Below are 23,182 nucleotides of genomic sequence, written 5' to 3'. Positions count from 1 at the left end.
CCCAGGGTGCCCGTGCCGCCGGTGATCAGGACCGTGCCGTCGGGGTCGAGCCGCACGGCGTCCGCGCCGGACGGGCCCGCGTCCCCCGCGGTGGCGCTGACGCGGGTCAGCCGTGGCACCAGGACGGTGCCCTCGCGCACCGCGAGCTGGGTCTCGGGTGCCGCGGCGCCGGACGCCCTCGGGGCGCCGGCCAGCAGGTGGCCGTGGTCCTTGCCGGTGAGCCCGGCGAGCGCGGCCGGATCGGTGAGGTCCTCGACGTCGACGAGGACGATCCGGCCCGGGTGCTCCGTCTGGGCGGAGCGCACCAGGCCCCACAGTGCCGCGCCCGCCACGTCGCGCACCGCCCGGTCCGCCCCCGCGGCGATGGCGCCCGAGGTGACCACGGCGAGCCGTGCCGCGGCGTACCTGTCGTCGGTGAGCCAGTCCTGCAGCAGGGAGAGGGCCCGGCGGGTGACGGCCCGGGACGCGGCGGACGAGGGGTCGCCGAGCGCGGCCGGGAACGGCGCGACGACGAGCGTGGGCACCGGGTCCCCGGCGTCCACGGCCGCGCCCAGCGCCTCGGCGTCGGGGTAGGACCGCACCTCGACGTCGCCGCCGCACCAGGCGGCCGTGCGGTCCGCGGCGCCGAGCACGGCCCAGGGGCCCTCGGGCGCGGCGGCCGGTGCCCCGCCGCCCGGTACCGGGATCCAGTCCAGCTCGAACAGCGTGTCGTGGCGGCCGGCGGCGCGCTCCAGCCGATCTGCCGCCATCGGCCTGACCACCAGCGAGTCGATCGTGGCGACGGGCCGTCCCGTGCCGTCCGTGACCCGTACGGACAGGCTGTCGGGACCGGCCGGGGCGGTGCTCACCCGCAAGGCGGCGGGTGCCGCCGGGCCGTGCAGGCGTACGCCGCCGAAGGAGAACGGCAGCGGGACCTGCCGCTCGGACCCGTCCTGGTGCGCCTCCTCCCGCAGCAGGACCGTGTGCAGGGCGGCGTCCAGGGCGGCGGGATGGATGCCGTAGGCGCCGGTCAGGCCGTCCGGGAGGGCGACCTCGGCGTGGATCGCGTCGCCGTGCCGCCATGCCGTGCGCAGCCCCTGGAAAGCGGGCCCGTAGGCGAGGCCGCGGTCGAGCAGGTCGCGGTGGAAGCCGTCGACGCGCACCGGCACGGCACCTGCCGGGGGCCAGGCGGTGTGCTCGGCGTACTCGGCACCGTCGCCACCGGCCCCGGCGGGCGCGAGGGTGCCGGTGGCGTGCTCGGTCCAGGGCGCCTTCGCACCGGCCGGGCGCGAGCGGGCGGTGAGCGTTCTGCGGCCGGCGGCGTCCGGCGCACCGGTGAGCAGATGGAGGTGCACCGCGCCCTGCTCGGGCAGCACCAGCGGGGCGCTCAGCGTGAGGTCGTCGAGCCCGCCCGCGCCGGTGTGTGCGGCGGCGTGCAGGGCGAGTTCGACGAAGGCGGTGCCGGGGAGCAGGACGGTGTCGAGGATGGTGTGGTCGGCCAGCCAGGGGTGGGTGGCGAGGGAGAGGCGGCCGGTGAACAGGTGGCCGCCGTCGGGCAGTTCCACCGCCGCGCCCAGCAGCGGATGACCCGCCTCGTCCAGACCCGCCGCCGCGGCGCCGCCGGTGCGGGGCGGAGCGTCGAGCCAGTAGGGCCGGCGCTGGAAGGCGTAGGTCGGCAACCGGACGGGGCGGCCGCCGCCCCGGCCGAGGAAGGCGTCCCAGGCGGGGCTGGTGCCGCGGGCGTGCACGGTGAGCACGGCGCGGGTGACTCCGGCGGCCTCCGGCTGGTCGCGGCGGAGCGCCGGGACGACGGTCGGTGCGGTGGCGGCCTCGGCGAGGGTGTCCTCGACCAGGCCGGACAGCACGGGGTGCGGGCCGAGTTCCAGGTAGGTGCTCGTGCGGTGGTGCCCGTGCAGGTGGCGGATGCCGTCGTGGAAGCGGACGGTGGAGCGTATGTGGTCGGTCCAGTACTGCGGCGAGGTGAGCTGCTCGTCGGTGGCGGTGGTGCCGGTGACGTTGGAGACGACGGGGATGCGCGCCGGATGGTACGTCAGCGTCTCGGCGACCGCGCGGAACTCGGTGAGGACGCTGTCCATGTGGGCCGAGTGGAAGGCGTGGCTGACGGCCAGCCGCGTGGTCCTGCGGCCGTTCTCCTTCCAGCGCGCCGCCAGCGCCAGCACCGGCTCCTCGTCACCGGCGATGACGGTGGACGTCGGCCCGTTCACGGTGGCGACGGTGACGCGGTCGTCGCCCTCGGGGAGGGTGGCGCGGACCTCGTCCTCCGCGGCCTGGATGGCGATCATCACACCGCCGGCCGGTGCGGCCTGCATCAGGCGGCCGCGCGCGGCGACGAGCGTGCAGGCGTCCTGAAGGCTGAACACGCCCGCGAAATGGGCGGCCGTCAGCTCGCCGACGGAGTGGCCGATGAGCCGGTCAGGGCTGACGCCCCAGTGCTCGAACAGCCGGAACAGGGCCACCTGGAGGGCGAAGAGGCAGGTCTGCGTGTAGCGGGTCTGGTCGAGCAGGGCCGCCTCGTGGGTGCCTTCCGCGGCGAACATCAGCGTCTTGAGCGGCCGGTCCAGATGCGGGTCCAGATGGCCGCAGACCTCGTCCAGGGCCCGGGCGAAGACGGGGAACGCCTCGTACAGCTCGCGGCCGATGCCGGGGCGCTGGCTGCCCTGGCCGGAGAAGAGGAACGCGACCCTGGCGTTCTCGGCGGCCCCCGTGGTGCCGCGCAGCACCGCGGGCGCCTCCCGGCCGGCGGCGAGAGCGTCGAGCGCGGCCAGCAGTTCGCGCCGGTCGCCGCCCTCGGGGAGCACCGCGGCGCGGTGCGCGAAGTGGGTGCGGGTGGTGGCCAGCGCGTGCGCCACGGCGGACGGATCCAGATCGGGGTGGGCGGCGGCGAAGTCGCGCAGGCGTGCGGCCTGGGCGCGCAGTGCCTCCTCGTCCTTGGCGGAGAGCACCCACGGCGCGTGCGGGACCGGTGAGCCGGTGTCCGTGGGAGCCGGGGCGTCCTGCGCGGTGGCGGCCCGGGCGGGCTCGGGCGCCGCTTCGAGGATGACGTGGGCGTTGGTGCCGCTGATGCCGAAGGAGGAGACGGCGGCGCGGCGTGGTCGGTCGGTGGTCGGCCAGGGGGTCTGCTCGGTGAGCAGTCGGACGGCTCCGGAGTCCCAGTCGACGTGCGGCGAGGGCTCGTCCACGTGCAGCGTCCTGGGCAGCACCCCGTGCGCCATCGACCGGACCATCTTGATCACACCGGCGACACCCGCGGCGGCCTGGGTGTGGCCGATGTTCGACTTGATCGAGCCCAGCCACACCGGTGGTCCGGACGCGTCGCGGTCCTTGCCGTAGGTGGCGAGGAGTGCCTGTGCCTCGATGGGGTCGCCGAGGCTGGTGCCGGTGCCGTGGGCCTCGACGGCGTCGACGTCGGCGGGGGTCAGGCGGGCGGCGGCCAGGGCGGCACGGATGACCCGCTGCTGGGAGGGGCCGTTGGGGGCGGTGAGGCCGTTGCTCGCGCCGTCCTGGTTGACGGCCGAGCCCCGCACCACGGCGAGCACCCGGTGCCCGTTGCGCTCGGCGTCCGAGAGCCGCTCCACCAGCAGCAGCCCCGCGCCCTCGGAGAACCCGGTGCCGTCGGCGGCGGCCGCGAACGCCTTGCAGCGCCCGTCGGGCGCCAGCCCGCGCTGCCGGCTGAACTCGACGAACGTCGCCGGGGTCGCCATCACCGTCACACCACCGGCCAGCGCCAGATCGCACTCACCACCGCGCAGCGCCTGCGCCGCCAGGTGCAGTGCCACCAGCGACGACGAACACGCCGTGTCCACCGTCACCGCAGGCCCCTCAAGACCGAACGTGAACGAGATCCGGCCGGACGCGACGCTGCCGTGGCTGCCGTTGCGCAGATAGCCCTCCAGTTCCGCGGGAGCCTCGCGCAGCCGGCCGCCGTAGTCGCCGTACATGATGCCGGTGAAGACGCCGGTGCGGCTGCCGCGGAGCGCGGCCGGGGCGAGCCCGGCGTCCTCGAAGGTCTCCCAGGCGACCTCGAGCAGCAGCCGCTGCTGCGGGTCGGTGGCCAGCGCCTCGCGCGGGTTCATGCCGAAGAAGTCGGCGTCGAAGTCGCCTGCGTCGTGCAGGAACCCGCCGTGCCGGGTGGTCACCTTGTGGGCGCGCTCGGGGTCGGCGTCGTACAGGTCCTCGATGTCCCAGCCGCGCCCGCGCGGGAAGTCGCCGACGGCGTCGCGGCCCTCGGCGACCAGCCGCCACAGGTCGTCGGCGGAATCCACGCCGCCGGGGTAGCGGCAGCCGATGCCGACGATCGCGATGGGCTCGTCCGCGGCCGTGCCGGGCCCGGATGCCGTGGGCTCCTCCCCCGGCCCCGGCGCGCCGGTGAGTTCGGCGCGCAGATGGCGGGCGAGCGCGGCGGGCGTCGGGTGGTCGAAGACCAGGGTGGCGGTCAGCCGCAGGCCGGTGGCCTGGGTCAGGCGGTTGCGCAGCTCGACCGCGGTCAGCGAGTCGAAGCCGAGCTGCTTGAAGGCGCGGTCCGCCTCGACGGCGTCCGGCCCGGTGAGCCCGAGCACCGCGGACGCATGGGTGCCGATCAGTTCCAGCAGCACCCGGTCCTGCTCGGCGGCCGGGCGGCCGGCCAGCAGTCCTGGGAGCCCGCCGCCCGCGGCGGACTCCTCGGGGCCCCCGGCGGCCCGGCGCACCGGGGCGCGCAGCAGCCCGCGCAGCACCGGGGGCAGGTCGCCGGCCAGGGCCCGGCCGCTCAGGGCCGCGGTGTCGAACCGGGCCGGCAGCAGGGCCGGACGGTCCGCGGCGAGCGCGGCGTCGAAGAGCGCGAGGCCGCGCTCCGAGGCGAGCGGCAGCACGCCGCCGCCCAGCATCCTGGCCCGGTCGCCGTCGGCCATCCGCGCGGTCATGGCGCTGGTCTGCTCCCACAGGCCCCAGCCGAGCGAACACGCGGGCAGCCCGAGGGCCCTGCGGTAGTGGGCCAGACCGTCCAGGAAGGCGTTGGCCGCGGCGTAGTTGCCCTGTCCCGCGCTGCCCAGGGTGCCGACCACGGAGGAGAACAGGACGAAGGAGGCCGGTGCCAGGTGCCGGGTGAGCTCGTGCAGGTGCCAGGCGGCGTCGGCCTTGGGCCGCAGCACGCCGGCGAGGCGTTCGGGGGTGAGCGAGCCGATGACGCCGTCGTCGAGTACGCCCGCGGTGTGGACGACGGCGGTGAGGGGGTGCTCGGCGGGGATGTCGTCGAGGAGTCGGCGCAGGGCCTCGCGGTCGGCGGCGTCGCAGGCGGCGACGGTCACCGAGGCGCCCTGCGCCCCCAGCTCCGCCGCCAACCGCGCGGCACCGTCCGCCGCGGGCCCCCGCCTGCTGGTCAGCAGCAGATGCCGCACACCGTGCTCGGCCACCAGATGCCGCGCCAGCAACGCGCCCAGCGTCCCCGTACCACCCGTGACCAGCACCGTCCCCTCCCCGTCGAACGAGGGCTTCGCGGCCGCGGCGGCGGTGTGCTCCCCGGCGTCCTCCGCGGCCTTGGGGGCCCGTACGAGGCGGGGGACGTGGACGGTGCCGGCCCGGACGGCGAGTTGGGGCTCCCCGGTGGCCAGGGCCGCCCCGACGGCCTCACGCGAGGCGTCCTCGTCGTCGAGGTCGAGCAGCAGGAAGCGGTCCGGGTTCTCGCTCTGCGCGGTGCGTACAAGGCCCCACACGGCCGCGGCGGCCAGGTCGGGCAGGTCTCCGGTGCCGGGTGCGGGGACCGCGCCGGTGGTGACGACGGCGAGCCGGGCGCCGGGGAACTCGTCGCGGGCCAGCCAGTCCTTGAGGAGCGCGAGGGCCCGGCCGGTGGCCTCGCGGGCCCCGGCGGCCGGGTCCGCGGCGGGCCCGGACCGCTCGCCGCCGACCGCGGCGAGGACGACGTCCGGCACCGTGCCGCCGGCCGCGACGGACGCGGCGAGCGCGGCCAGGTCGGCGTGGCGGCCGGCGGGCGCGTCGCCCGCCGAGCCCGTGCCGCGTCGAGCCGCCGCGGCGCCGAGCGCGGCCCATGCGGCGCCGGCTTGCGCCCGATCAGCGGCGGGCGCCGCCGGGACCCACTCGACCTCGAAGAGACCGCCCTGCCCCGCGGCGTGCCGGGCACCGGTGAACCGCTCGGGGGCCGCGGGGCGCAGCGTCAGCGATGCGGCGGTGAGGACCACGGCGCCGGTGGTGTCGGCGATGGTCAGCGCGACGGTGTCGGGGCCGGTGCGGGCCCAGTGCACACGGCCCGCGGTGGCGCCGGTGGCGTGCAGGGAGACACCGCTCCAGGCGAACGGCAGCCGGATGCGGCCCTCGTCGTCGGCGCCCAGCAGCCCGCCGAGCGCGAGCACGTGCAGCGCCGAGTCCAGCAGCGCGGGATGGACGCCGAACCGCGCGCCGTCCGCCCGCTGCTCGTCGGCGAGCCGCACCTGCGCGTAGAGGTCGTCGCCCGCCTGCCAGGCCGTCTGCACGCGCCGGAACGCGGGCCCGTAGTCGTAGCCCTGGGCGGCGAGCCGGTCGTAGAGCCGGTCGACGGGGACCTGGGCGGCCCCCGCCGGGGGCCAGGCGGCCAGGTCGGTGCCGTGGGCGCCGGCCGGGGACGGGGCGAGCAGGCCGGTGGCGTGGCGGGTGTGGGGGGCCTCGTCGTCGGCGCCCTGCGGACGGGAGTGCACGGTGACCCTGCGCCGCCCCGAGCCGTCCGGCGGTGCCACGCTCACCTGGAGCAGGACGCCGCCGTGCTCGGTCAGGACGAGGGGCGCCTCCAGGGTGAGCTCGTCGACGTGGTCGCACACGGGAAGGCCGGTGCGGGCCGCGGCGTGCAGCGCGAGTTCGAGGAACGCGGTGCCGGGCAGCAGGACCGTGCCCGCGACGGCGTGGTCGGCGAGCCAGGGGTGGGTGGCCGGGGAGATCCGGCCGGTCATGACCAGGCGGTCGTCGTCGGCGAGGGTGACCGAGGCGCCCAGCATCGGGTGGTCGGCGCCGCCGAGTCCGAGTCCGCCCGCGTCGGTGGCGGCCGGGGTGCGGGTCAGCCAGTGGCGCTCGTGCTGGAAGGCGTAGGTGGGCAGGTCGACCCGGCTGAAGCCGCGGCCGGTCAGCACCGGCCGCCAGTCGACCGGCACGCCGCGCACATGGGCCTCGGCCAGCGAGGTGCACATCCGCTGCCAGCCGCCCTCGTCCCGGCGGAGCGAGCCCACCACGGCACCGCCGGGTCCGGCGGCACCGGCCGTGCCGGTCCCGGCAGCCGCGGCGGCGGCCGCGTCGTCGAGTGTCTCCTGGACGCCGACGGTGAGCACCGGGTGCGGGCTGGCCTCGATGAAGGTGCGGTGCCCTGCGGCGAGCAGCGCGCGGGTGGTCTCCTCGAACCGCACGGTCCGGCGCAGGTTGCGGTACCAGTACTCGGCGGTCAGCTCGGTGGTGTCGACGGGCGCGGCGGTGACCGTGGAGAAGAACGCGGTCCGCGACGCCCGGGGCGTGATGCCGGACAGCACGTCCAGCAGGTGGTCCCTGAGGGGCTCGACATGGGCGCAGTGCGAGGCGTAGTCCACCGGGACCTTGCGGGCCCGGGCGCCCTCGGACTCGCAGGCGGCGACCACCTCGTCGATGGCGCCCGGGTCGCCGGAGACGACGGTGGACGAGGGGCCGTTGACGACCGCGATGTCCAGCCGTCCCGGCCACCGCTCAAGCAGTGCGGCCACTCGCTCCGAGGGCAGCGCCAGGGACGCCATCCCACCGGTGCCCGCCAGCGCGACCAGGGCCTTGCTGCGCAGGGTGACGACGGCCGCGGCATCCTCCAGGGAGAGCGCCCCGGCGACGCAGGCGGCCGCGATCTCGCCCTGCGAGTGCCCCACGACGGCGTCGGGCCGCACGCCGAAGGAGCGCCACAGCTCGGCGAGGGAGACCATGACGGCGAACAGTGCGGGCTGCACGACGTCCACCCGCTCCAGCGACGCGGCGCCCGGCGCGCCGCGCAGCACGTCGATCAGCGACCAGTCGACGTGCGGTGCCATCGCGGCGGCGCAGTCCTGGACGCGGTCCCGGAACACCGGGCTGGTGTCGAGCAGTTCCACCGCCATCCGCGGCCACTGCGAGCCCTGGCCGGGAAACACGAAGACGACTCCGCCGGCCCCGCCCGTACCGCCCGTGCCGCCGGCGTCGGGCGCGGCGCCGCGCACCAGCGACGGCGCGCTGCCGCCGTCGGCCAGGGCACGCAGGCCCTCCAGACGGCCGGCGCGGTCCCCGGCGACGATCACGGCGCGGTGGTCGAAGAGCGAACGGGTCTCGGCCAGCGACAGGCCGAGGTCCCCCGCGCCCGGCGCGTCGTCCGCCGCGGCGTGCTCGTACAGGCGCGCGGCCTGGTCCCGCAGGGCCTGGCCGGTCCTGGCGGAGACCAGCCAGGGGATCACGGGGCCGGTGTCGGGCCCGGCCTCCCGCGGTGGGTGCGGCACGTCGGCGGTGGCCGGCCCGCCGTGCGGGAGCGCGGGCTCGCCCGCCGTGCCGTGGCCGGCGGGGGCCGCGGGGTCCTGCTGCGGGGCCCCGGGCGCCTCCTCCAGGATGACGTGGGCGTTGGTGCCGCTGATGCCGAACGACGACACCGCGGCCCGCCGCGGGCCGTGGCGCCGCGGCCAGGGTCTGGACTCGGTGAGCAGGGACACCGCGCCGGCGGACCACGCGACGTGCGGGCTCGGCTCGTCGACGTGCAGGGTCTTCGGCAGTTCCGCGGCGCGCAGCGCCATCACCGTCTTGATGACGCCGGCCACGCCCGCCGCTGCCTGGGAGTGCCCGATGTTGGACTTCAGCGAGCCGAGCCACAGCGGACTGCCCGCGTCGCGCTGCCCGTAGGTGGCGATGAGGGCCTCGGCCTCGATGGGGTCGCCGAGGGCGGTGCCCGTGCCGTGCGCCTCGACGGCGTCCACGTCCTCGGCCCGCAGCCCGGCGTTGCCGAGGGCCTGGCGGATCAGCCGCTCCTGGGAGGGGCCGTTCGGGGCGGCCAGGCCGTTGCTCGCGCCGTCCTGGTTGATCGCGGAGCCGCGCAGCACGGCCAGCACCGGGTGGCCGAGGCGGCGGGCCTCGGAGAGCCGCTCCAGGACGACGACGCCGACGCCCTCGGCCCACGCGGTGCCGTCCGCGCCCGCCGCGAACGCCTTGCACCGGCCGTCCCCCGCGAGGCCGCGCTGCCGGCTGAACTCGACGAACATGCCGGGGCCCGACATCACGGTGGCACCGCCGGCCAGCGCCATCGAGCAGTCGCCCTGCCGCAGCGCCTGCACGGCCAGGTGCATCGCCACCAGCGACGACGAGCAGGCCGTGTCCACCGTGACGGCGGGGCCTTCGAGGCCCAGCGTGTACGCGATCCGGCCGGAGGCGACGCTTGTGGTGCCGCCCGTCAGCAGATAGCCGCCGAGTCCCTCGGGCGCGTCGTGCAGGGCAGGCAGGTAGTCCTGGGCGGTGGCGCCCACGAACACGCCCGCCGGTGCGCCGCGCAGGGTCAGCGGGTCGATCCCGCAGCGTTCCAGCGCCTCCCAGGAGACCTCAAGCAGCAGCCGCTGCTGCGGGTCCATGGCCAGGGCCTCGCGGGGGCTGATGCCGAAGAAGGCGGGGTCGAACCGGTCGGCGTCGTAGAGGAACCCGCCCTGCGTGGTGTAGGTGGTGCCGTTGGTCTCCGGCGAGGGGTCGAAGAGCTGGTCGAGGTGCCAGCCGCGGTTGTCCGGGAAGGGCCCGATGGCGTCCTCGCCGTTCCTGACGAGCCGCCACAGCGCCTCCGGCGAGTGTGCGCCGCCCGGGTAGCGGCAGGCCATGCCGACGATCGCAACCGGCTCGTCCGGGGCCGCCGGTGGCGCGGCGGCCCGGTCGTGGCCGCCCGCCGGGTCGTCACCGGCCGTCAGCTCGGACAGCAGGTGGCGCACGAGGGCGCCGGGCGTCGGGTGGTTGAAGGTGAGTCCGGTCGGCAGCCGCAGACCGGTCGCCTCGGTGAGGCGGTTGCGCAGTTCGACGGCGAGGGACGAGTCGAAGCCGAGGTCCTTGAACGCCCTGCCGCCGTCCACCGCGTCGGGGGTGAGGTGTCCGAGCACCACCGCCACCTCGGTGCGGACCAGGTCGAGCAGGGCACGCTCACGCTCGGCGGCGGCGAGCGGCGCGAGGCGGCGCGCCCAGGGCAGGGCGTCGTCGGCGTCCGGGGCCGCCCCGTCGCCCGTGCCCGCGGGGTCCTGGAGGTCCGCGGCCGGGGCGGCGGACGCCGGGTACGCGGTGGTTCGGCTCGGGGCCGCGGGACCGGTGCCGGCGGCCGCGGCGTCGAACCGGGGCCAGTGGCGCCGCCGCTGGAAGGCGTAGGTGGGCAGCGGCAGGCGGCGCGGGTGGTGCGGGGCGAGGACCCTCTCCCAGGCGACCCCGGTGCCCTGGGCGTGCAGCCGGGCCAGGGCGGTGAGCAGGGCCTCGGGTTCGGGGCGCCCGGGGTGCAGGGTGGGCAGCAGCAGGTGCCGGGGGGTGGCGGCGTCGCCGAGGCACTCCTCCACCATGCCGGTCAGCACGCCGCCGGGACCGAGTTCGAGGTAGGCGGTGACACCGTCGGCGTGCAGGGTGCGCACACCGTCCAGGAAGCGCACGGCGTCCCTGGCGTGCCGCGCCCAGTACGCGGGCGAGCCCAGTTCCTCGGCGGTGGCCGGGCGTCCCGCCACGTTGGAGACCACCGGGATGCGCGGCGCGGCGTAGCTCAGGCGTCCGGCGATCTCGGTGAACTCCGCCAGCATCGGTGCCATCCGGGGCGAGTGGAAGGCGTGGCTGACGCGCAGCCGCTTCACCTTGCGGCCCCGCGCCTCCCAGTGGGCGGCCACCTCCAGTACGGCGTCCTCGTCGCCGGAGACGACGACGGAGCGCGGGCCGTTGACCGCGGCGACCGCGATCCGCGCCGCGCCGTCCCGGGCGGTGCCCGCGGTTTCGGAGGGTGCGGCCTGCGCGGTCCTGGGCGGTGCGGTGCCCGCGGATCCCGGCAGCCCGGACGCTCCCGACGGTCCGGACAGCGCGTCGAGTGAGGCACGCACCTCGTCCTCGGCGGCCTCCAGCGCCACCATGGCGCCGCCCGCGGGCAGTTCCTGCATCAGCCGGCCGCGGGCGGCGACCAGCGTGCAGGCGTCCGCCAGCGACAGCACCCCGGCGACGTGCGCCGCCGTCAGCTCCCCGACGGAGTGCCCGATGAGCACGTCGGGCGTCACGCCCCAGTGCTCGACCAGGCGGAAGAGCGCGGTCTCGACGGCGAACACGGCCGCCTGGGTGTAGCGGGTCCGGTGCAGCAGCGCGGCGTCGCTGCCGGTGCCGGTGCCGGTGCCGCTGTCGGCGTCGGCGTCGGCGTCGGCGGGGTCCGCGGCGGCGAGGACGACGGCCCGCAGCGGGCGGTCCAGATGCGGGTCGAGATGCCGGCAGACGGCGTCGAACGCGTCCGCGAACACCGGGAACTCCTCGTACAGCGCGGCGCCCATGCCCGCGTACTGGCTGCCCTGCCCGGTGAACAGGACGGCGAGCCGGCCCGTGCCGGTGGCGCTGCCGCGCACCACGCCGGCGCCGGGCTCGCCCGCCGCGAGCGCCCGCAGGCCGGTGAGCAGCGCCCTGCGGTCCCGGCCGACGACGACGCCGCGGTGCTCGAAGGCGGTGCGGGTGGTGGCCAGCGACCAGCCGAGGTCGAGCGGGGCCGCGCCGGGCCGCTCTTCGAGGTGCGCCACCAGGCGTCCTGCCTGCCCGCGCAGGGCGGCGGCAGTACGGCCCGAGAGCAGCCAGGGGACGACCGGGCGGGGCTCGGCACCCGCCGCACCCGCCGCGCCCACCGGGTCCGCCGCGGACGCCGGGTCGGCGGCGGGCGCCGCGGGAGCCGGGTCGGCACGGTCCTGGCCCGGGGCCTGGGCCAGGATGACGTGGCAGTTGGTGCCGCCCATGCCGAAGGAGCTCACCCCGGCGGTCAGCGGGCGGTCCTCGCGGGGCCAGGGTCCGAGCGTGCGCTGCACCCGCAGCCGCAGGCCGTCCAGCGGGATGGCCGGGTTCGGGGTCTCGAAGTTCAGGCTCGCGGGCAGCCGGCGGTGGTGGATGCTCAGGGCGGCCTTGAGGAGGCCGACGATGCCGGAGGAGCCCTCCAGGTGCCCGACGTTGGTCTTCGCGGAGCCGACCACCAGCTCCGACCCGGTGGTGCGCCCGGCGCCGTAGGCGGCGCCCAGCGCGGCGGCCTCGACGGGGTCGCCGACCGCGGTGCCCGTGCCGTGCAGCTCCACGTACTGCACGTCGAGCGGGTCCGCTCCGGCCTTGGCCAGGGCCTCGCGGACGACGTCCTCCTGGGCCCGGGCGCTGGGCACGGTGAGCGCGTCGGTGGTGCCGTCGTTGTTGAGGGCGCTGCCGCGGATCACGCAGTAGACCTGGTCGCCGTCGGCGAGCGCGCGTGCGAGCGGCTTGAGGAGGGCGAAGGCGCCGCCCTCACCGCGTACGTAGCCGTTGGCGCGGGCGTCGAAGGTGTGGCTGCGGCCGTCCGGGGAGAGCGCCCCGAACGCGGCGGTCATCGCCGTGCTGTCGGGGCCCACGATCAGTTGGACGCCGCCGGCGAGCGCGAGCTCGCACTCGCCGGTGAGCAGGCTCTGGCAGGCCATGTGGACGGCGGTCAGCGAGGAGGCCTGGGCGGCGTCCACGGTGAGGCTGGGGCCGCGCAGGCCGAGCGTGTAGGAGAGCCGGTTGGCGATGATGCCCCGGTTGGTGCCGGTCAGCGAGTGCTGGGTGTAGCCGGCGCCGTGCCGGGCGAGCTGGACCGCGTAGTCGTCGGCGATGGCCCCGACGAAGACGCCGGTGCGGCTGCCGCCGAGCGAGCGCGGCAGGATCGCGGCGTCCTCCAGGGCCTCCCAGCCGAGTTCCAGCATCAGCCGCTGCTGGGGGTCCATCTGCACGGCCTCGCGCGGCGAGATGCCGAAGAAGCCCGCGTCGAACCGGTCGATGCGGTCGAGCAGTCCGGCGTGCCGCGGCCCCGCCGCGGCACCGTCCACGGGACCGCCGACCGCCGGACCGCCGGCGTCAGGACCGCCGACCGCCGGGCCGCCGACCGCCGGGCCGCCGTCCTCCGGCTGCTCTTCGAACCGCTCACCGAACCGCTCACCGAACCGCTCGCCGAGCCGCTCTTCGAGCCGTGCGGTGACCGCGCTCGTGCCGTCGGACAGCAGCCGCCAGAACTCCGCCGGGGTGGCCGCGCCGGGCAGACGGCAGGAGAGCCCGATGACCGCGAGGTCGGAGTCGGTGCCGGCCGCGGGCGAACCGCCCCCCGGCGAGCCCTCCCCGCCGAGGACCGTCGCCTTGTGCTCGTCAGGAAGCATCACCTTGTGCCGTCCTCCCGTATCCGTCCGCCGAGCGGAACTCGTGGGCCTTCTCGTGCCTCGTGCGGCCCGCGCCGCACCGGCCGCTCCCCCCGGGGCGGCCGGTGCGGCCAAGGCGGCCGCGGGTGCGGCCGCCGGTGCCGCGGGCGCCCGGGTCCTGGGCCGCCGCGGCGAGGGGTGGGTGGTCAGCCGACCACCAGGGCCGGCGCACCGGCCGTCCGGGAAGCGTCCTCGTCGGCGCCGGCGAGCAGCCCGGCCAGGTGCCCCGCCACCGCGGAGACGGTGGGCTTCTGCCACAGGAGGGTCGCGGGCAGGCTCTGCCCGAAGCGCTTCTCCAGACGCCTCCTGACCATGATCGTCAGCACTGAGTCGAGGCCCTGCTCCACCAGCGAGCGCCCCGGGTCGAGGTCGCCGGAGTGGAGTTTCATCTCCGCGGCGATCTGTTCCCTGACCTGCTCGACGAGGCGTTCGTGCAGTTGGTCCGCGGTCAGGCCGGCGAGAGCGGCCACCTCGTCGTCCCCACCCGCCGTGCGGGACGCCGCCTCGGCGTCCTGCGCACGGATCTCGCTGAGCACCGGGGAGCCGTCGTCCGCCGGGCCGGCGGGTCGCACCCGCAGCACCGCGTAGGCGCCGGGGCCGTGCCGCTCGGCCAGTTCCCAGGCCGCGAGCGCCTCGTCGCCCGAGAGGGCGTCCACGGCCGCGGGGTCCGCCCCGTCCGTGCCGGTGTCCCGGCCGGTGTCCGTGCGCAGGGGCGCGAGGCCGAGGCTGAGGGTGCGGTCGCCGCCGGTGGCGCCGCGGTGCGCCGCCAGCGCGTCCAGGAAGGCGCCCGCCGCGGCGTCGGCGGTGCGTCCCGGCCGGTCGAGGAGCTGGCCGCAGGAGGAGAAGAGGACCAGGAAGTCCAGCTCGCCCGCGGGGAAGAGCCGGTGCAGCACCCAGGCACCGGCGACCCGCGGCCGCATCGCGGTGCGCAGCGCCTGCTCGTCGAGCGCGCGCAGGGCGTGCTCGTCGGTGTCCGCGCCGATGTGCACCACGCCCCGGATCGGCGGCAGCCCCAGCAGGTCGGGCTCGCGCAGCAGCCCGGCCCGGGCGGGGTCGGTGACGTCCAGGGGCAGCGCACGCACCGTCACACCGCGGCCCTCCAGCGCGCGCACGGCGTCGATCCAGCGGCGCTGCGCGTCGTCGGCCGGTGCCTCCCACGCGGAGCGCGGCGGGAAGGGGCCGCTGTCGGCGAGCACCAGGCGGCGGGCGCCGCGGTCGGCGAGCCGGCCCGCGACCCGCAGGCCGAGCGCGCTCAGGCCGCCGGTGACGAGGTAGGTGCCGTCCGGGCGGCAGTGCGGGACGTCGCCCGCGATGTCGCCGCCCGTGCGGGCCAGCCGCGCCACCGACGCGCTGTCCTCGCCCAGTGCGACGACGTCCTCGCCGGGTGCGGCGGCCATGAGGCCGAGCAGTGCGGAGGCGACCCGGGCCGGGTCGCACGAGGGGTCCACGTCGACGGTGGCGCCCCACAGGCCCGGGTGCTCGGCGGCGACGACCCGGCCTGCACCGGCCAGCGCGGCGAGCGGCAGTGCGGACTCCGTCCCACCGTGCCCCGCGCCTGCCGTCAGGCACCACAGCCGGGGCGGCTCGGCCCCGGCCGCGCCGGACGTCACGTGCTGCACCGTCCTGGCGAGCAGCCAGGCGAGGTCGCCCGCGGCCTCGTCGGCGGGTACCTCGGGGTCGGCCGGCGGCACGACGAGCACCAGGTCGGTCGGTGCGGGACCGCCGTCGGGGGCGGCCAGCATCTCCGGTACGGGCACGACCGTGCAGGTGTGCCCGGCGCCGGTCCAGCGCTCCTTCAGTCCGGCGACCGGCTCGGTGCCGGGGCCGACGAGGACGATGTGCCGGGCGCCCGGTGCCTGCCCGGTGGCCGCCGCGTCGGCGGTGGGCGGCTCGAAGGGCCGCCATTCGAGGCGGTGGACCAGGTTCCGCGGGTCGGCGGCGAGCGGCTGCTCCGCGCCGATCACCGCGTAGACGAGGCCGTCCATCCGGGCCACCACGCGGCCCCTGTCGTCCAGCACGGCCACGTCCACGGCGTCGTCCCGGTCCGCGCGGACCTTGATGTCCATGATGGCGGTCTCGGGCGGCGGGCCCTGCACGGTGACCTCGCCAATCTCGACGACCATGCGCAGCACCGGGTCGCCGGGGTAGGTGACGGGCGCCAGGGTCATCATGGCGTCGAGCACCGGGGCCCAGCCTGGGCGTTCGGTCGGCTCGATGCGCACCCGGCCGCGCAGGGCGCCCTCGCCGCGCCGCAGCTCCTCGACGGTCCACTCGAATCCGGTGGACGGCACGCCGACGGCGCTCAGCCGCTCCTGGACGAGGCCGGTGGGGACCTGGGGCAGGTCCTCGTCGCCGGTGAGCGGCGAGCCGGCGAGCGCCCGCGGCGCGGTGGCGCCGGCGGGCAGGTCGGCCTCGGCGTGGGTGAGCCAGGGGGCGTCGCCGCCGTCGGCGGCGCGCGAGGAGAGCCGCAGCGTGCCGCCCTCGTGCACCACCTGCACCTCGCGGCGCGTGGCCGTCATCAGAGGCTGCCGCATGGAGATGCCGGTCAGGGCGGGCGGCGCGCAGTCGTCGTCGGTGATCGCGCGGAAGAACGAGGTGAGGAACACCGCGGCGGGCACGATCTCGACGCCGCTGATGCTGTGGCTGCCCGGGTAGGGGCGGTTGGTGTCATCGAGCCAGGTCCGCCAGAGCCGCACCCGGCTGCCGGCGACCGAGGTCGCGGAGCCCAGCAGGTGCTGGGAGGCGGGGTCGTGCCCCTTGCCCTCGGTGCCCGGGCCGTACTCGGGCACCCGCCACAGCGAGCGGTGCCGCCAGGGGTTGTTCGGCGCGGTGACGAGCGTGCCGGCCGGTTGCAGGCGGGTCCAGTCCACCGTGAGGCCGTGGCAGTGCAGGTCGCCCGCCGCCGTCAGCAGTTGCTGCTGCTCGGGGGCGTTGCGGCGGAGCGTGCCGCCCACGAACGTCTCCGCCTCCTCGATGCCGTCCGCCTCGGCCAGCGTCTCGCTGATGGAGTAGGTGACGACCGGGTGCGGTGAGATCTCCAGGAAGGCGCGGTGGCCGTCCTCGACGGCGGCGCCGATGGCGCCGGCCAGGCGTACCGGACGGCGCAGGTTGGCCGCCCAGTAGGTGCCGCCGGCGTAGACGCCGGTGCCGCGCGGGTCCTCAAGCGCGGTGCTGTAGACGGGCAGTTCGGGGCGGCGGCCGGTCAGGTTCCCGGCGGCCGCGGTGAGGTCGGCGAGCAGCGGGTCCATGTGCGGGCTGTGGAAGGCGACGTCGGAGGCGACCCGCCGCACCACGATCCCCTCGGCGCCCCACTCCTTCACCAGCGCCTCGACGGCGCCGGGGTCGCCGGCCACCACGGTGGACGCCGGTGAGGAGGCGATGGCGGCGGTCAGGTCGGTACTGCCGGCGAGCCGCCGTTCGACCTCCTCGAAGCCGAGGCCGACCATCGCCATGGCGCCCCGGCCCGCGACGCGGCGCAGCAGCTTGGAGCGGCGGCAGATCAGCCGGGCGCCGTCCTGCCTGCTGAGGGCGCCGGAGGTGACCGCGGCGGCGATCTCGCCGACGGAGTGGCCGATGACTGCGGCCGGGGCGACGCCGTAGGAGCGCCACACCGCGGCCAGCCCCACCTGCATCACGAAGATCATGGTCTGGATGCGGTCGACGCCCTCGAAGTCGCCGTCGGTCAGCACCCGGCGCGGCGAGAAGCCGATCTCCTCAAGGAAGACCGGTTCGAGGGCGTCGACGACCTCGGCGAACGCGGGTTCCGTAACGAGCAGGTCGCGGCCCATGCCGACCCACTGGGAGCCGTGCCCGGAGAACACCCAGACGAGGCCCGCGCCCTTCCCGGGCAGCGGGGAGGCGGTGACGACGCCGTCCGGCTCCTCCTCGTCGGCGAGGAAGCGGAGCTTGGACGCCAGGTCGCCCCAGCCGGTGGCGGTGACGGCGGCCCGGTGGTCCAGGTGGGAGCGGCGCAGGGCGAGGGTGTGGCCGAGGTCGGCGAGGCTGAGTCCGGCGCCGCGTTCCGAGAGCCAGTCGGCGAGGACGCCGGCCTGGGTGCGCAGGGCGTCGTCGGAGCCGGCCGACAGCGGGTACAGCCGCGGCCGCGGGCGCCCGCCGTCCGCACTGCGGTCGGCCGCAGCGGTCCCGGCGGGCCTCTCGGGGGCCTGTTCCAGGACGACGTGGGCGACGGTGCCGCCGTACCCGAATCCGGAGACGCCGGCGCGCCGCGGGCCGTCCCCGGCGGGCCACGGGGTGTGCTCGGTGACGACCCGCAGTCCGGACGTGGACCAGGGGATGTCCGGGTTCAGCTCGGTGACGATCGGATTCGCGGGGATCTCGGCGTGTTCGAGGGCGAGCACCGCCTTGATCACGCTGGCGATGCCCGCGGCGCCTTCCAGGTGGCCGATGTTGGCCTTCACGGAGCCGATCAGGCAGGGCTGTCCGGGGCGCCGTCCCGCTCCGTAGACGGCGGAGAGCGCGGCGGCCTCCTGCGGGTCGCCGAGGCGGGTGCCCGTGCCGTGCGCCTCGACGTAGCCGACGGTGGCGGGCGCGAGGCCCGCCTGGGCGCAGGCGCGTTCCATGACGTACTCCTGGGCCTCGCCGCAGGGCGCCATGATGCCGGGGGTGTGGCCGTCCTGGTTGACGGCGCTGCCGCGCACGAGCGCGAGGACGCGGTCGCCGTCGCGCTCGGCGTCGGCGAGCCGCTTGAGGACCACCACGCCGCAGCCCTCGCCGCGGCCGTAGCCGTCGCCACCGGCGTCGAAGGCCTTGGAGCGGCCGTCGGGCGCGAGCGCTCCCGCCAGGTCGAGGGTGACGGTCTCGCCGGGCGAGACCAGCAGGTTGACGCCGCCGACGAGGGCGAGCGTGCTCTCCTTCAGGCGCAGGCTCTGGCAGGCGAGGTGCAGCGCGACCAGGGAGGCCGAGCAAGCGGTGTCGACGGCGAGGCTGGGCCCGCGCAGGTCGAGCAGGTGCGAGACGCGGTTGGCGACGGCGCAGCGTGCGGCGCCGATGCCGCTCCAGGCGTCCATGTGCGGCAGGTCTTCCAGCAGTTGGCGGCGGTAGTCGTCGGTGCAGGAGCCGACGAAGACACCGGTGTCGCTGCCCGCGAGGCCCAGCGGCGGGATGCCGGCGTTCTCCAGCGCCTCCCAGGCGACCTCCAGCAGGACGCGCTGCTGGGGGTCCATCAGCTCGGCCTCGCGCGGTGAGATCCCGAAGAACTCGGAGTCGAACTTGTCGATGTCCTCCAGGAAGCTGCCCCGGGTGACGGTGGCGCGCAGCACCGAGGCGTAGGCGGGGCCGAGGTCCTCGTAGCACTCCCAGCGGCCCGCCGGCACCTCGGTGGTGGTGTTGGCGCCGCTGAGGAGGAGTTTCCAGAAGTCGGCGGGGGTACCGGCGGCACCGGGGAAGCGGCACCCCATCCCGACCACCGCTATCGGCTCGGCCGCCGGCTCGGCGGCGCCGTCGCTGTCCGGGCGCTGCTGTCCCGGTCGTGGCCCATCGACCATCACTGTTGATTCCCTTCGAGATCACCGGGTGACCTCTGGGGCCACGACCCTGGCGGTGGATGACGGAGCACAACGGGGGGCCGCCCGGCAGCGGCACGGGCCCCTGACGGCACCGGCCGTGTGCGGCGCGGCGTTCGGACCCGGGGCGGCGAGCCGGTCACCTGACGGGCACGGAAGGCTCGGGCGAGGACTCGCCGCCGCGCTCACGCGCCCTGTGGCGGTGTACTGAGGATCCTGACGACGGCGGCGGAGATGACGACTCCGGGCCCGTTGGCGAGCATCAGCATGTGGTCGCCGGGGCCCAGCTCACCGGTGCCGAGGAGGTGGTGGAGGGCGAGTGTCTGGTCGCTCGCGCCGCAGTGCCCGACGGTGCGGCCGAAGTCCCACGTCGACTTCGACATCGGCAGCCCCAGCGGGGCCATGCAGCGCTGCTCGACGATCTCGCGGGAGCAGCTCATGTAGCCGACCCGGGTGATGTCGTCGATGGTGACACCGGCCTCGTCCAGGGCCTGCTGGACGACCTGCGGCTGGCGCTCCTGGACCCTGGCCATGGCGACCATGCCCGGTGACGGCTTGCCGCCGGGCGCCTTGGCCACCGCCCTGCGCCGGGCCTCGCCGCCGCGGGCGCCGAAGTTGACGCCGCTGCCGACGGTGATGCTGGGCGGGAAGAGCGGGGTGGCGCCGCGGTGCAGGACCTCCGCCTCGGCCACGGTCGCCGAGGTCACCGACAGAAGCTGGGCGAAGCCGCGCTCCTTGGTGAGCACGAGCGCGCTCGCCGCGTCACCGCCGATGTAGCCGGCTCCGATGTTGAAGCGGTCCATCATCGGGGTGCCGTAGTTGTCCGCGGCCACCAGCAGCGCGGCCTTGCGCTCGGGCACCGCGAGGAGGTAGCTGGCAGCCAGCTCCATCGCGCTGAACATGCCGTTGCAGCCCTGCTTGATACCGGTCGCGGGCACGTCGCCGCCGACCAGGTGGCGCTGGAGGTAGGCGTGCGGGAGCCAGCCCTCCGGGCCCTGGTGCCAGGTGCTCGCGTACAGCAGCAGGTCGACGTCCGACGGGTGCCTGCCGCAGCTCTTGAAGGCGTCCCGGGCCGCGCTGAGCGCCATCTCGGGCGCCGGTGTGTCCCCGGCCACCGCCGCACCGGCCAGTTGGTGCAGCTCGATCTCCAGCTCGTCGTACAGCCCCTGTTCGACCGCCGACTCGACGCTCATCAGCGTCGACGGCAGGTAGACGCCCAGACCGCTGATGAACATCTCGGACAAGCGCACGGATGTGTCCCCTCTCCGTTTCCCTTCCGGGCCCCGGCAGTGTGCCCGGCGGGCGGCCCGGTACGGCGCTCGGTCGGCCGCCCGGCGGGCCCGTCGGTCAGCGGCCTCCGCAGGAAACGTCACGGGCACGACTGCCGCCTTGTCGGCGAGTCTCGTCCGCGGTCCTTAAGCCCTCCTAACCCGGATCTTTCGTGGCGCCCGGGCGGGCGGCGGGGCGGTGCGGCACGGGGCGTACGGATCCCGGGGCGTACGGGTGCGGCGGGTGGCGCACGGGTGCGGCGGGTGGTGAAGGGGAACGGGGAGGTGGCGCACGGGCTTACGTGCGGGTGCCCGGTGGTACGCAGCCCCCGCCGCGGGACCGCTCACACCCGGACGGCCACCGCCGCGAGGTATCCCTGCGGCACCCGCACGTCCGTCAGGGCCCAGCCCCGCGGCCCCGGTGGCGGGGTGGGCCCGGTGCCGACGTAGTCCAGGGCGAGGCTGCGGGACAGGCCGGTGCCCAGGGCCTTCAGGTATGCCTCCTTGCGGACCCACGCACGGCCGAACGCCATCGCGCGCTCCGCGTCGGGCAGCGCGGCGAGTTCCGCGGCCTCGTCCGGGTGCAGCATGCGGGCGGTCTGGTCGGCGACCTCACGGGAGGGGGTCTCCTCCACGTCGGCCCCTACGGTGACCGGCGCCATGGCGATCAGGGCCAGGGCGCCGCTGTGCGAGAGCGAGAAGTGCACACCGCCGCCCACCACCGCGGGCCTGCCGTGCAGTTCGCCGCAGGTCGGGCAGGTCTCCCTGGTCAGCCGCACCGCGCCCGGTGCCAGACCGAGCCGGGCGCCGAGCAGGAACCGCAGTGCCACATGGGCGGCGACATAGCCCCTGCGGTGCTCCTCGCGCCGGAAGTCCGCCGCCCGCTTCTGCTCCGTCGCGTCCAGCACCCCGGGCGCGAGCACGGCGGCGGCGTCCGCCTCCTCGACGACGTTCAGCACCCGGAGCACGAGCGGCGGCGCGGCCCCGCCGCCGTCCGCCGACGGCCCGGGCCCGCCCGGTGAGCGCGCCGGCAAGGGCGCCGGCGGGTACACCGCGCCGGCCGCGGCCTCCGCGGCCAGCGGGGAGCGTGACGACGGCAGGCGGAACACACTGGGGGCTATCACACCCCGAGCATAAGGCGGGCACCGCCCGCACGGGGCGGCCCCGCCGGGTGAACCCCGGTGCGTGCGGCGCGCTTTGGACCGGAGCCGGGCCGGACGCCCCGGACCGACCCGGGCCGACCCGGGCCGACCCGGGCTTGCTCGGACCGCCCGGGGGGACCCGGCTTGCTCGGACCGCCCGGCCCGACCGGGGCGTGCTCCCGAGCCGGGCCGCGACCAGGTTGGAGACCAGGTGCGGCATGTGGGAGACGAGGGCCACGGCGCGGTCGTGGGCGTCCGCGTCCATCGGCCGAGACCAGTCCATCGTTCGACTTGCATGTGTTGAGCACGCCGCCGGCGCCTCGTCCCCCACCACCGCCGCCCGTCCGCTTCGACAGCGACGCCGGCACGATCATGCTGCTCCCCTCGGCCGGCATGTGCATCCCGAGGAGGCCGGGTTCGCCACCGGCCTCCCGTCCGCGTTCGCCACCGGCCCCACGTTCCGAGTTCTCCCCGGTCGCGAGGACGTACGCGGTCCAGCAGGTCCCTTCGTCGCCGTGACCGGACACCGCCCCTGCGTGGGCGGGCCGCCTCGGTGGCCGCGTTACAGTCCGAGGGCTTCGAGGGTGGCGTCGAGGTCGGTGGTGCCCGGCCGGTTGTGGGGGAGCCTGGCCAGCAGGGCGGCCATGCCGCAGGTGTCGGTGACGGCGGAGAAGACCAGGCCGGCGCCGATGGCGGCGGACAGCCAGCGGGCGCGGCGGTAGCGGGTGCCGAGCGCGAGCCCGGCGACGACGAGGGATCCGGCGGCGAGGCGGACCTGGCGTTCCATGGGCCAGACCGCCTTGGCCTCCTCGTCGCGCTGGACGGGGTGGCCCTGGGCGGTCCATGCGGTGGTGCCGCCGGCCAGGTTGGTGGCGGGGATGTCGGCGGCGGCGAGCTGCTCGCAGGCGGCGGCCGAGCGGTTGCCTGAGGCGCAGACCATCAGCAGCTCGCCGCGGGCGGCCGCCGTCCTGAGGGCGGGCAGGGCGGGCGCGAGGTGGTCGAGGGGGATGTTGTGGGCGCCCGGCAGGTGGCCGGCGGCGTATTCGCCGGGGGTGCGCACGTCGATGACGGTGTAGGTGCTCAGGTGCTCGTCGGCCTGGGCGGGGTGTATGGCGGCGGGGGTGCTCATGTGCGTGTGGTTCCCTTTCGTTCCGCGTCCGGGGGTGCGGCGTCCCGAACCGATTACAATACCCTAGGGGGTATCCAAGGAAGAGGGAGTATGGAGCTTGAGATGGCGGCCGATGAGCTCAGGAGCGTGCTCAACCGGCTGCGCCGGGCGCAGGGACAGATCGCGGGGATCATCAGGATGATCGAGGAAGGCCGGGACTGCGAGGATGTGATCACCCAGCTCGCGGCGGTCTCCCGGGCGCTGGACCGGGCCGGGTTCGCGATCATCGCGACGGGGCTGCAGCACTGCATGGCCGAGGGCGGGCAGGCGGCCGGGGACCGCGACCAGATGCGTGCGAGGCTGGAGAAGCTGTTCCTCTCCCTTGCCTGAGCTTCTCCGGTCAGGTCAGTGCGTCGGCGAGCACGAGGACTGCCACGGCCGGCGGTACCAGCGCGAACAGGCGTTGCGGGCGGGGTCCCGAGACTTTCGCGGCGAGGCGTCCGCCGTCCCAGGCACCCAGGATCGCGGCTCCGGCGAAGGAGCCGACAACCGCCGGCTCCAGTGCGGTGGCCCCGCTGGGGCGGGTGGCGAGCGAGGCCAGGGATCGACTGTCCGGCCGCCCTGCCCGCGCCCGTCGACCACCGGCGGCCCGGCCCAGGCGGCGCCCGGCCACCGGCGTCACCGACGACATGCCGCACACCGTGCTGGGGCGCCGGGCGCTCGGCGAGTCCGTCGAGCAGATCCAGCCCGGCCTGCGAGCAGATCCAGCCCGACCTGGTCATCC

At 76.3% G+C, this 23,182-nt stretch carries 7 protein-coding genes and 1 pseudogene; 1 reads left to right on the top strand and 7 read right to left on the bottom strand.

Annotation, left to right across the window (positions count from 1 at the left end):
* The 6 genes and pseudogenes from IE313_RS35370 to IE313_RS21895 form a co-directional block, all read right to left on the bottom strand.
* A partial coding sequence (locus IE313_RS35370; RefSeq protein WP_229924839.1) for a type I polyketide synthase occupies window positions 1-13,319 on the bottom strand: 13,319 nt, incomplete at its 3' end.
* 185 nt (window positions 13,320-13,504) lie between these two features.
* Complete coding sequence (locus IE313_RS21910) at window positions 13,505-18,862, bottom strand: type I polyketide synthase (RefSeq protein ID WP_189934832.1); 5,358 nt, start codon at window positions 18,860-18,862, stop codon at window positions 13,505-13,507.
* A 203-nt stretch (window positions 18,863-19,065) separates the two neighbouring features.
* Window positions 19,066-20,130, bottom strand: a complete 1,065-nt coding sequence (locus IE313_RS21905) for a ketoacyl-ACP synthase III family protein (protein WP_189934830.1) — start codon at window positions 20,128-20,130, stop codon at window positions 19,066-19,068.
* 362 nt (window positions 20,131-20,492) lie between these two features.
* Window positions 20,493-21,272, bottom strand: coding sequence for a 4'-phosphopantetheinyl transferase family protein (locus IE313_RS21900; protein ID WP_229924838.1), 780 nt, complete (start codon window positions 21,270-21,272; stop codon window positions 20,493-20,495).
* A gap of 199 nt (window positions 21,273-21,471) precedes the next feature.
* Window positions 21,472-21,555, bottom strand: a pseudogene (locus IE313_RS35365) (prephenate dehydrogenase dimerization domain-containing protein); the annotation flags it as partial.
* 297 nt (window positions 21,556-21,852) lie between these two features.
* On the bottom strand, window positions 21,853-22,419 hold the full coding sequence (locus IE313_RS21895) for a rhodanese-like domain-containing protein (RefSeq protein WP_189934828.1): 567 nt from the start codon (window positions 22,417-22,419) through the stop codon (window positions 21,853-21,855).
* Between the two features lie 90 nt (window positions 22,420-22,509).
* On the opposite strand from IE313_RS21895, the gene IE313_RS21890 reads away from it, so the two are divergent.
* Window positions 22,510-22,788, top strand: a complete 279-nt coding sequence (locus IE313_RS21890) for a metal-sensitive transcriptional regulator (RefSeq protein ID WP_189934825.1) — start codon at window positions 22,510-22,512, stop codon at window positions 22,786-22,788.
* 10 nt (window positions 22,789-22,798) lie between these two features.
* Here the strand turns inward: IE313_RS21890 and IE313_RS21885 are convergent, their stop codons facing one another.
* A complete protein-coding gene (locus IE313_RS21885; RefSeq protein ID WP_189934823.1) occupies window positions 22,799-23,089 on the bottom strand; it encodes a hypothetical protein in 291 nt (96 codons plus the stop codon).
* Between the last annotated feature and the right edge of the window lie 93 nt (window positions 23,090-23,182).

It is taken from the genome of Streptomyces sulfonofaciens, assembly GCF_014656295.1.
Classification (GTDB): Bacteria; Actinomycetota; Actinomycetes; order Streptomycetales; family Streptomycetaceae; genus Streptomyces; species Streptomyces sulfonofaciens.
The sequence above is the reverse complement of the archived record's forward strand: the minus strand, read 5'-3'. Positions and strand labels throughout refer to the sequence as shown.

Coding starts and splice junctions, on each gene's coding strand:
- IE313_RS21885 (WP_189934823.1), bottom strand. CDS start 23,089: ATGTCGTCGGTGACGCCGGTGGCCGGGCGCCGCCTGGGCCGGGCCGCC.
- IE313_RS21890 (WP_189934825.1), top strand. CDS start 22,510: ATGGAGCTTGAGATGGCGGCCGATGAGCTCAGGAGCGTGCTCAACCGG.
- IE313_RS21895 (WP_189934828.1), bottom strand. CDS start 22,419: ATGAGCACCCCCGCCGCCATACACCCCGCCCAGGCCGACGAGCACCTG.
- IE313_RS21910 (WP_189934832.1), bottom strand. CDS start 18,862: ATGGTCGATGGGCCACGACCGGGACAGCAGCGCCCGGACAGCGACGGC.